9 protein-coding genes are annotated in these 9,100 nt (G+C 70.7%); 5 read left to right on the top strand and 4 right to left on the bottom strand.

Annotated elements, in window-relative coordinates; translation table 11 throughout:
- Window positions 1–1,033 (bottom strand): HAD family hydrolase (locus ACIHAX_RS36065; RefSeq protein ID WP_397282095.1); only part of this gene is annotated, 1,033 nt, incomplete at its 3' end.
- A 223-nt stretch (window positions 1,034–1,256) separates the two neighbouring features.
- Between ACIHAX_RS36065 and ACIHAX_RS36060 the strand changes: the two genes are divergently transcribed.
- The 5 genes from ACIHAX_RS36060 to ACIHAX_RS36040 all read left to right on the top strand — a co-directional run bounded on the left by ACIHAX_RS36060 (window position 1,257) and on the right by ACIHAX_RS36040 (window position 6,774).
- Entirely contained in the window at window positions 1,257–1,517 is a 261-nt protein-coding gene (locus ACIHAX_RS36060; protein WP_355071929.1) for a glutaredoxin family protein, read from the top strand.
- A 240-nt stretch (window positions 1,518–1,757) separates the two neighbouring features.
- A complete protein-coding gene (locus ACIHAX_RS36055; protein WP_355071931.1) occupies window positions 1,758–2,585 on the top strand; it encodes a redox-sensing transcriptional repressor Rex in 828 nt (275 codons plus the stop codon).
- Between the two features lie 70 nt (window positions 2,586–2,655).
- A complete protein-coding gene (locus ACIHAX_RS36050) occupies window positions 2,656–4,098 on the top strand; it encodes a glutamyl-tRNA reductase (RefSeq protein WP_355071933.1) in 1,443 nt (480 codons plus the stop codon).
- On the top strand, window positions 4,095–5,150 hold the full coding sequence (hemC, locus tag ACIHAX_RS36045; RefSeq protein WP_355071935.1) for a hydroxymethylbilane synthase: 1,056 nt from the start codon (window positions 4,095–4,097) through the stop codon (window positions 5,148–5,150). Before ACIHAX_RS36050 ends, hemC begins: the two co-directional genes overlap by 4 nt.
- Window positions 5,151–5,211: 61 nt before the next feature.
- A complete protein-coding gene (locus ACIHAX_RS36040) occupies window positions 5,212–6,774 on the top strand; it encodes a bifunctional uroporphyrinogen-III C-methyltransferase/uroporphyrinogen-III synthase (RefSeq protein WP_355071937.1) in 1,563 nt (520 codons plus the stop codon).
- A 169-nt stretch (window positions 6,775–6,943) separates the two neighbouring features.
- On the opposite strand, the gene ACIHAX_RS36035 is transcribed toward ACIHAX_RS36040, so the two are convergent.
- The 3 genes from ACIHAX_RS36035 to ACIHAX_RS36025 all read right to left on the bottom strand — a co-directional run bounded on the left by ACIHAX_RS36035 (window position 6,944) and on the right by ACIHAX_RS36025 (window position 8,964).
- Window positions 6,944–7,216 carry a hypothetical protein gene (locus ACIHAX_RS36035; protein WP_355071939.1) on the bottom strand — a complete coding sequence of 91 codons (273 nt, stop codon included), beginning with the start codon at window positions 7,214–7,216 and terminating at the stop codon, window positions 6,944–6,946.
- Window positions 7,217–7,332: 116 nt separating this feature from the next.
- Window positions 7,333–8,142 carry a tetratricopeptide repeat protein gene (locus ACIHAX_RS36030; protein WP_364424311.1) on the bottom strand — a complete coding sequence of 270 codons (810 nt, stop codon included), beginning with the start codon at window positions 8,140–8,142 and terminating at the stop codon, window positions 7,333–7,335.
- 36 nt (window positions 8,143–8,178) lie between these two features.
- Window positions 8,179–8,964 (bottom strand): hypothetical protein, encoded by a 786-nt coding sequence (locus ACIHAX_RS36025; RefSeq protein ID WP_356962583.1) that lies wholly within the window; start codon window positions 8,962–8,964, stop codon window positions 8,179–8,181.
- Window positions 8,965–9,100 lie beyond the last annotated feature (136 nt).

Genomic DNA, 9,100 nt, shown 5'->3' with positions numbered 1-9,100 from the left:
CCCACCCGGGCCCCCACACCCCCCCCCCCCCCCCCAACACCCCCCCCCCCCCCCCCCCGGGGTTTTTGGGGGGGGGGGGGGGGGGCGCGGCCCGGGGGGGGGGGGGGGTCCCCCCCCCCGCTACGGCACCGCCCGCTGCGCCGAGGGCCAGGGCGGTGGGTACGCCGATCTTTGCCGCCTTGCGGCCGGTTCGGAAGTCGCGGATCTCCCAGCCGCGGTTCTTGGCGACCTCGCGTAGATCCGAGTCCGGGTTGATCGCGACGGCGGTGCCGACCAGCGAGAGCATCGGCACGTCGTTGTGGCTGTCGGAGTACGCGGTGCACCGCTTGAGGTTCAGGCCCTCGCGGATCGCCAGGGTGCGCACCGCATGCGCTTTGCCGAGTCCGTGCAGGATGTCGCCAACCAGGCGGCCGGTGAACTTCCCGTCGACACTCTCGGCCACGGTGCCCAGCGCTCCGGTGAGCCCGAGCCGCTTCGCGATCACCTGCGCCAGCTCCACCGGGGTCGCGGTCACCAGCCACACCTGCTGGCCCGCGTCCAGGTGCATCTGCGCGAGCGCGCGGGTGCCGGGCCAGATCTTGTCGGCGATGATCTCGTCGTAGATCTCCTCGCCCAGCGCGGCCAGTTCGGCGGTCGAGCGCCCGGCGATGAACGCCAGCGCCTTCTCCTTGCCGCTGGCCATGTCGGTGCTGCTCTCCTTGCCGGTGACCCGGAACTTCACCTGTTTCCAGGCGACATCCACCAGATCGGAGGTCTTGAAGTACTTGCGTGCCGCCAGACCGCGGGCGAAATGCACGATCGAGGCGCCCTGCACCATCGTGTTGTCGACGTCGAAGAACGCCGCCGCGGTCAGGTCCCGCGGCGCCTCGGGACCAGCGGCCTCCACCTCGCCCGCGGCGAGCTCGGCGTCGTGCAGGGTCAGCGCCGCGTCCGCGCTCGCCTCACCGGCCAGATTGGCCCGCAATTCCTCTTCAGTCGGGCCGAAGGGGCTGCGCGAGATGCGGGCGAGCTGGTCCTGCAGACCCTGGCCCATCTGGCTCAGATTCCACCGCGCCGGAAACTCACCGAATCGTCCCGCGATGAATCCGGCCCTCGCCACCTTCGATCGTTCCGGCACCAGTACCTCCGCCCGTCGCGCGAACCATGTCAACAGTAGCCGGATCGGCCGACAGTCACGGCAGAAGGCGGCGCGCGACACAATCGCGTGGCGCGCACCGAGCCCGCATGGCGTTCCGGCCGCTGATTGAATTCCGGTCATGACCAATCACACACATTCGGTGACATTGCTGACTCGCGCGGGCTGTGGACTGTGTGCGACGGCACTGGAACAGCTGCGCGTGATCTGCGCCGAATTCGGTTTCGAACCGGCGACCGTCGACGTCGACGAAGCCGCCGCTACCGACCCTGGCCTGCGCGCGGAGTACGGCGACCGGCTTCCCGTCGTCCTGCTCGACGGCCGCGAACACAGCTATTTCGATGTCGACGAGACTCGATTGCGGGCCGACCTGGAGCGCTGAGCGCGCCGTTTTCCGTCCGATTCGGCCACTGTGCTGGTCGCAGCGGAAAATGAGGCCAATTTCACCGACTTTGTGCAGGGCTTCACAAGCAGTTACGGTGGTGGCAACGCGACCCGCATGCCGAGGCTGCGGAGCCGCCCCGAAATCCGAAACTTCGACACCATGGCACCGGACCGCCCCCGGGTCAGAAGGGTCGAGCGACGAACCGGAGCCCGAGGCCCGGGACGAGGAGCCGACGACGTGACAGAGCAGCATGAGGCGCCAGGCGGCGTCTCCGGCAGGGCTCTGCAGAAGGACATCCCGCAGGCCACCGTCGCGCGGCTGGCTACCTATCTTCGGGTCCTCGCCATGTTGGCCGACGACGGTGTTGCCATCGTATCGAGTGAGGAACTGGCTGTCGCGGCGGGTGTCAATTCGGCCAAATTGCGCAAGGATCTATCCTTCCTCGGCCCCAACGGCGTTCGCGGCGTCGGCTACGACGTGGCCAAGCTCCGCTCCCGGATCGAGGATGTGCTCGGTCTGTCGCAGGGCCACCGTGTCGTGCTGGTCGGCGCGGGAAACCTCGGCCGGGCACTGGTGGGCTACGGCGGGTTTCAGCGGCGCGGTTTCACCGTGGTCGGCATTCTCGACAGCGACCCCGCGGTGATCGGCATGCCGGTCGCCGGACTGGTGGTGCGCGACGTCGCGGAGCTGGCCGCGGCGGTCGCCGAGCTGGAGCCGACCATCGCGGTGATCACCGTTCCCGACGACGCGGCCCAGGACGTGTGCGATCGGCTCGTCGCGTTCGGACTGCAGTCGATTCTGAGTTTCGCCCCCTGCGAGCTGGTCGCACCGGCCACGGTCGAGGTCCGTCGCGTCGACCTGGCCGTCGAGATGCAGATGCTGTCGTTCGAACGGGTGCGCAACGCGGAGCAGGCTCCGCTGCCGGTCGCGCACGCCGGGTCGGGTCGCATCGCGCACCGCCTGCCGACTTCGCATCCGGCACTCCAGCACTCGGCAACCCCGCATACGGCAACCTCGCATACGGCAACGGAGCCAAGCAGCAAGGGATCGGTGGTCACACCATGAGTGAGCGCAGCGAGCGAATCATGCAGTACAGCACGGCGGAGGATTCCGTTCGTGCCGGGACGGTGACGGCATGAGCGTTCTCCTCGTCGGCATCTCGCACCGCAGCGCGCCGGTTCCCGTGCTGGAGAAGGTGGCCGTCACCGACACCGACCGGCCGAAGCTGATCGACCGCCTGATCTCCTCGAGTCATGTGTCCGAGGCGATGATCGTCTCCACTTGCAACCGGGTCGAGGTCTACGCGGTGGTCGACGCCTTCCACGGCGGTCTCGCCGAGATCGGCGATCTGCTGACCAAGCACTCCGGCCTGCCGATGCCGGATCTGACCAAGCACGCCTACGTCCGCTACTCCGAGGCCGCCGCCGAGCATCTGTTCGCGGTCGCCAGTGGCCTGGACTCGATGGTGGTCGGCGAGCAGCAGGTGCTCAGCCAGATTCGCGGGGCCTACGCCTCCGCCGACGCGCAGCGCGCGGTCGGGCGGACCCTGCACGAGCTGGCGCAGCACGCGCTGCGGGTCGGCAAGCGGGTGCACGCCGAAACCGGCATCGACCGCGCGGGCGCGTCGGTGGTGTCGGTCGCGCTCGATCGCGCGCAGCAGGTGCTCGGCCCCCTGGCCGGCCGGACCGCCGCGGTGGTCGGAGCGGGGGCCATGGGCGGTCTCGCGGTCGCGCATCTCTCCCGAGCCGGGATCGGCCGGATCATCGTGGTGAACCGCACCATCGCGCGGGCGCGCAGGCTCGCCGAGACCGCGCGGACGCACGGCGTCGAGGCCGAGGCCATGGAGCTGTCGCGGCTCACCGAGGCGATGTCCGCGACCGACGTGGTGGTCACCTGCACCGGCGCGGTCGGCGCGGTCGTGACGCTCGCCGACACCCACCGCGCGCTCACCGACCGCGAGCGCGGCGAGGAATTCGCCACGGTGGACCGGCCGTTGGTGTTCTGCGATCTCGGCTTGCCGCGCGATGTGGAGCACGCCGTGGCCGGACTGCCCGGCGTCACGCTCATCGACATCGAGACCTTGCAGCGCGATCCGGCCGCGGGCGCCGCCGCCGACGACACGGCGGCCGCCCGATCGATCGTCGCCGACGAGCTCGCGAAGTATCTCGCCGGACAGCGGATGGCCGAGGTCACCCCGACGGTGGCGGCGCTGCGCCAGCGTGCGGCGGAGGTGGTCGAGGCCGAACTGCTGCGTCTGGATTCGCGGCTGCCCGGCCTCGCCGACCCGGAACGCGACGAGGTCGCGCGCACGGTGCGCCGGGTGGTCGACAAGCTGCTGCACGCGCCGACGGTGCGGGTCAAGCAGCTCGCCTCCACGCCGGGCGGCGACAGCTACGCCGAGGCGTTGCGCGAATTGTTCGAACTGAAGCCGGGCGCGGCCCAGGCGGTCGCCGCGCCGATGGAGATCACCGCGCTCGCGGACGACCGCGCCGAGATCACATTGGCCGACGGGGAGATCGCGCTGGCCGACGACTTCACCGCGGGCCATCGCGGCGAGGAACAGGGGCAGACGGCATGACCATGGTTCACCGAGAAGGCAACGCCACCGCGGAAGGCACTCGTGCCCCGTGGCGGATCGGCACCCGCGGGAGCCTGCTCGCGCTGACCCAGGCGGGCACGGTGCGCGACGCGCTGATCGCGGCCGGGCAACCCGCCGAGCTGGTCGTCATCAAGACCGCCGGTGACCTGTCGTCGGACCCGGTGCAGAAGATCGGCGTCGGCGTGTTCACCTCCGCGCTACGCGACGAGCTGGCGGCGGGCGCGATCGACATCGCCGTGCACTCCTACAAGGATTTGCCGACCGCGCAGGACCCGCGCTTCACCATCGCCGCCATCCCGCCCAGGGAGGACCCGCGTGACGCGCTGGTCGCGCGCGACGGACTGGTCCTCGGCGAGCTGCCCGCGGGCGCCAAGGTCGGCACCTCCGCGCCGCGTCGCGCCGCCCAGTTGCGGGCGCTCGGGCTGGGTCTGGACATCGTCCCGCTGCGCGGCAACCTGGACACCCGGCTGCGCAAGGTCCGCGAGGGCGAGCTGGACGCCGTGGTGGTGGCCAGAGCCGGACTGGCCCGCATCGATCGGCTGGACGCGGTCACCGAGTCGCTGGAGCCGGTGCAGATGCTCTCCGCTCCCGCGCAGGGCGCGCTCGCGGTCGAATGCCGCAGCGACCACACCGCGCTGGTGGAGATCCTTTCCGGCCTCGACGACGCGGCCACCCGCGCCTCGGTCGTCGCCGAGCGGTCGCTGCTGGCCGAACTCGAGGCGGGCTGCACCGCACCGATCGGTGCGCTCGCCGAGGTGGTCGAATCGCTCGACGACGAAGGGCGGATCGTGGACGAGCTGTCGCTGCGCGCGTGCGCGGCGGCCGTCGACGGATCCGACGTGCTGCGCGCATCGGTGGTCGGCGCCCCGGACGACGCCGCCGAGCTCGGCCGCGCACTTGCCCGCGAGTTGCTCGACATGGGTGCGCGCGAGTTGCTCGCCACCGAACCGGACGACGGTTCCCCCACCCGGGCGGTGAGTTCGCCCGCCACAGACTTGCCCAACCCCAGCCCAATGGAGAACAGCCGATGAGCGGAAGCATAGGCACCGTGCCTTCGGGTATGCCGGAGCCGAGCGCAAGCGAGGTGCAGGCATGAGCCGAGCCACGAAGAAGCACCCCGGTCGCATCCTTTTCGTCGGATCGGGTCCGGGTGACCCGGCGCTGCTCACGGTGCGGGCCCGTGAGGTCATCGGGCGGGCGACGCTGGCGTTCACCGACCCGGATGTCGACAAGGGTGTGCTCGCCCTGATCGGCACCTCGGTCGAGCCGGGGCCCGACGGCGAACGTCCCGTCGACGTGCGGCCCGCGCTCGGCGAGCCGGCCGAGGTGGCCAAGACGCTCATCGCCGAAGCGCGTGCCGGGCACGACGTGGTGCGCGTGGTCGCGGGCGACCCGCTGACCACCGATTCGGTGATCGCCGAGGTCAACGCCGTCACCCGCTCGCACATGGTCTTCGAGGTGCTGCCCGGCCTGCCCAACGGCTCCGCGGTGCCCAGCTACGCCGGCATCGCGCTCGGTTCCGGGCACACCGAGGCGGACGTGCGCGGCGAGGTCGACTGGGCCGCGCTCGCGGCCGCGCCCGGCCCGCTTGTCCTGCACTCGACCTCGGGTCATCTCGCGGAGACCGCGAGCGCCCTGGTCGAGCACGGCATGGCGCCGCAGACCCCGGTCGCGGTGACGGTACGGGGCACCACCCGTCAGCAGCGCACCATCGAGGCCACTCTGGCCACGCTGAACAGCGCCGCCTCCGAACTGGTCGGCCCGCTGGTGGTGACCATCGGCAAGGTGGTCGCGCAGCGCTCGAAGATGTCCTGGTGGGAGTCGCGCGCGCTGTACGGCTGGACCGTGCTGGTGCCGCGCACCAAGGACCAGGCCGCGGAGATGAGCGAACGGCTCGTCACGCACGGCGCCATCCCGATGGAGGTGCCGACCATCGCGGTCGAGCCGCCGCGCAGCCCCGCCCAGATGGAGCGCGCGGTCAAGGGTTTGGTCGACGGTCGCTACCAGTGGGTGGTGTTCACCTCCACCAACGCGGTCCGCGCGGTGTGGGAGAAGTTCGCCGAATTCGGTCTGGACGCGCGGGCGTTCTCCGGTGTGAAGATCGCCTGCGTGGGGGAGGCCACCGCCGACAAGGTGCGGTCGTTCGGCATCAACCCCGAGCTGGTGCCCAGCGGCGAGCAGTCCTCCGAGGGCCTGCTGGCCGACTTCCCGCCTTACGACGACGTGTTCGACCCGGTGAACCGGGTGCTGCTGCCGCGCGCCGACATCGCCACCGAGACGCTGGCCGAGGGCTTGCGCGATCGCGGCTGGGAGATCGACGACGTCACGGCCTACCGCACGGTGCGCGCTTCGCCGCCGCCCGCGGAGACCCGCGAGATGATCAAGACCGGCGGTTTCGACGCGGTCCTGTTCACCTCGTCCTCCACGGTGCGCAACCTGGTCGGCATCGCGGGCAAGCCGCACGCCCGCACCATCGTGGCCTGCATCGGCCCCAAGACCGCCGAAACCGCCATCGAATTCGGCTTGCGCGTTGACGTGCAGCCCGATGTGGCCCAGGTCGGTCCCCTGGTCGAAGCGCTGGCCGAGCACGCGGCCCGGCTGCGCGCCGAAGGACTCCTGCCGCCGCCGCGCAAGAAGAGCCGCCGCAGTAGGTAGTTTTGCTGTGTCGGTCTTTCCAGCGCCTGCGGCGCTGGGTGTTCGCGGCCCGGTCTCGCTTCGCTCGAAAGACGTGGTTGCGGTGCGCTGGGCGCGTCAGGGGTGATTCGCGGTCGCGAAGGCTCGCTTATGCGGCTTCGCGACCGCGACCCGAACCAGCGATCGGATCTCAGTACCGTCTGCGCATCAAGGTGCGGACCATGGAGCAGGTGGCGTCGGAGGGTGGGCGGATGCCGATTACCTCGGCGGTGTGCCTGATTCGCTTGTTCGTGGCGTAACTCGGTGCGTAGACGCCGGAGTCGAGCAGTGCGATCGCCAGGCGCATCGCCTTGAGCCGCCGGTTGTGCAGGACGTACCACGCCTTGGGGCGGCCCGGAGGCAGCGGGCGCTTCTGCAAAGGGGTGTAGGGGCGATCGATGAGAACGGTTTGTGGTGTGCGCATTGGCATCCCTCCCGTGGCGATCGGGGGCGGGCGAGCCCCCTCGAACGTACCTTCGATTGTACCCGGGGGGACCGACAAACTTGGCTGGCCAGAAGGGTTTTCGAGCGTCCAGTGGCTCACAGATCGTGCAACAGTCGCATCGACTGCGGATGGCCGAGCGCGGCCGCGCGTTCCAGCCACTGCCTGGCTTCCCGCTGCGCCGGCGTGCGGCCGGTCGCGATGGCGGCGGCGGTCCGCAGCACCTCGGGGTCGGCGAAATCGCCTGCGAGGTAGGGGGTGTTGGCGGCGCGCAGCAATAGCGCGAGGTGGAACATCGAGTCCGGGTCGCCCGCTTCGGCGCCCTTGCGCAACCACCGCTCACCCTCGATCGGCTCGCCGCGGTCCAGATGCAAGGCGCCGAGCACCGCCATCGCATCGGTCCTTCCCCGCCGCGCGGCCTCGGTGAGCAGGTCGATCGCGCGGTCGAATTCGCCGCGGCGCGCCAAGCGCAAGCCGAGACTGCGCATGGCCGTGGGGTTTCCGGCGCGGACAGCTCGTTCGTACCACTGCTCGGCCTCTTCGTCGCGTCCACGCCGGTTGGCGATGACGCCCATATTGCAGAGGGCTTCCGGCAACCCGCGCTCGGCGGCCGGCCGCAACCAGCGCTCCGCCTCATCGATATTCCCGCGCTCGGTGTGCAGCAGGCCCAGCTGCATCCCCGCCGCTTCGTTGCCGCGGCCGGCGGCGGTCTCCAGCCAGTGGATCCCCTCGCCGATCCGCCCGTCGGCTCCCAGCAGCGCGCCGAGCATGCCCATCGCCGGCGCGCTGCCACCCGCGGCGGCCCGGCGCAGCCAGCGTTCGGCGCCCGCCGCGTCGCCCGCGTGCCACAGCGCTTCGGCGCGCCGTTGCATGGCGACCAACTCGACCTCGCTCGGCGGCTCGGTCATCTCAACAGCCCGTCTCGCGGAACACCACGCCGTCCATCATCGCGCCTGTTCCATCGGGACGCGGTACCCGTTGGCGTGCGCGTACGCGGTCAGCTGCGCGTCGTAGTTGCGGAGGCTGTCCAGCAGCCAGGTGTGTCCGGTGTCCTTGACGACCACGATCGGCCCCCGGCTGCCCGGCGGAAGCGTGGGTACCGAGCCGTCGAGGTACCAGGATGTGGTCGACCACGGGAAGATGAAGGCCCAGCCGATGTCGGCGACCCGCTGCGGCGGCCCGAGCTGTAAGGGGTCGGCCGGGGTGGCATGCCGTGCGCTGTGCTGGGCGAGCAGATGCCGTGCGCTGTTGCGGGCCACGCGCACGTCCAGCGGCCCCGAAGTGGTGTCCGGAAACCGGAGGCTGGTCTCCGCCCCTGCGCACAGTCGTCGGCCCGCCGCCTCCGTGACCTGGCACGGCCTGCTCTGCAGGCGGAGGAAGACGCAGCGGGCGGTGTCGGAGAAGCGCAACTGGACGATGGCGTCCTCGGTGCCGCCGGCCAGGTGCGTCCCCCGGCTGCGTATCCACTCGGGCTCGTCGGGCCGGATGCCGAGCATCCGGAAGGCGACGTGCGCGCCCGGCATCACCTCGGGCGCGGCCGATTGTCGTGCGACGAACTCCACGGCGAAGTTCTGCCCGGTGGCGTCGGTGGCACGCCAGACCCGCAGCATGAACGCGGGCGGAGGCAGACCGTCGGTGAGCACGGGCCACCAGTCGGCCAGCAACACCGCCGCCCACGACTCGAAGTCGGCGGCTCTGGCCAGCGAGATGTCGATGTGCGGATCGGTCATGCTTGTCCCCCAGCAGGTCTCGCCTAGTCGGAGTATGCGCCTTCGTCAGGGGGGTAATGTGTGATTTCGCACACTGTTATCACTCGGATGGCATGAGTGATCGCCGGGTAACGCGCGGCAGCTGTCCCAGAGGGTC

This window comes from Nocardia sp. NPDC051929 (assembly GCF_044548645.1).
Classification (GTDB): domain Bacteria; phylum Actinomycetota; class Actinomycetes; order Mycobacteriales; family Mycobacteriaceae; genus Nocardia; species Nocardia sichangensis.
Note: the sequence above shows the minus strand (reverse complement) of the source record. Positions and strands in the feature narration are given on the sequence as shown.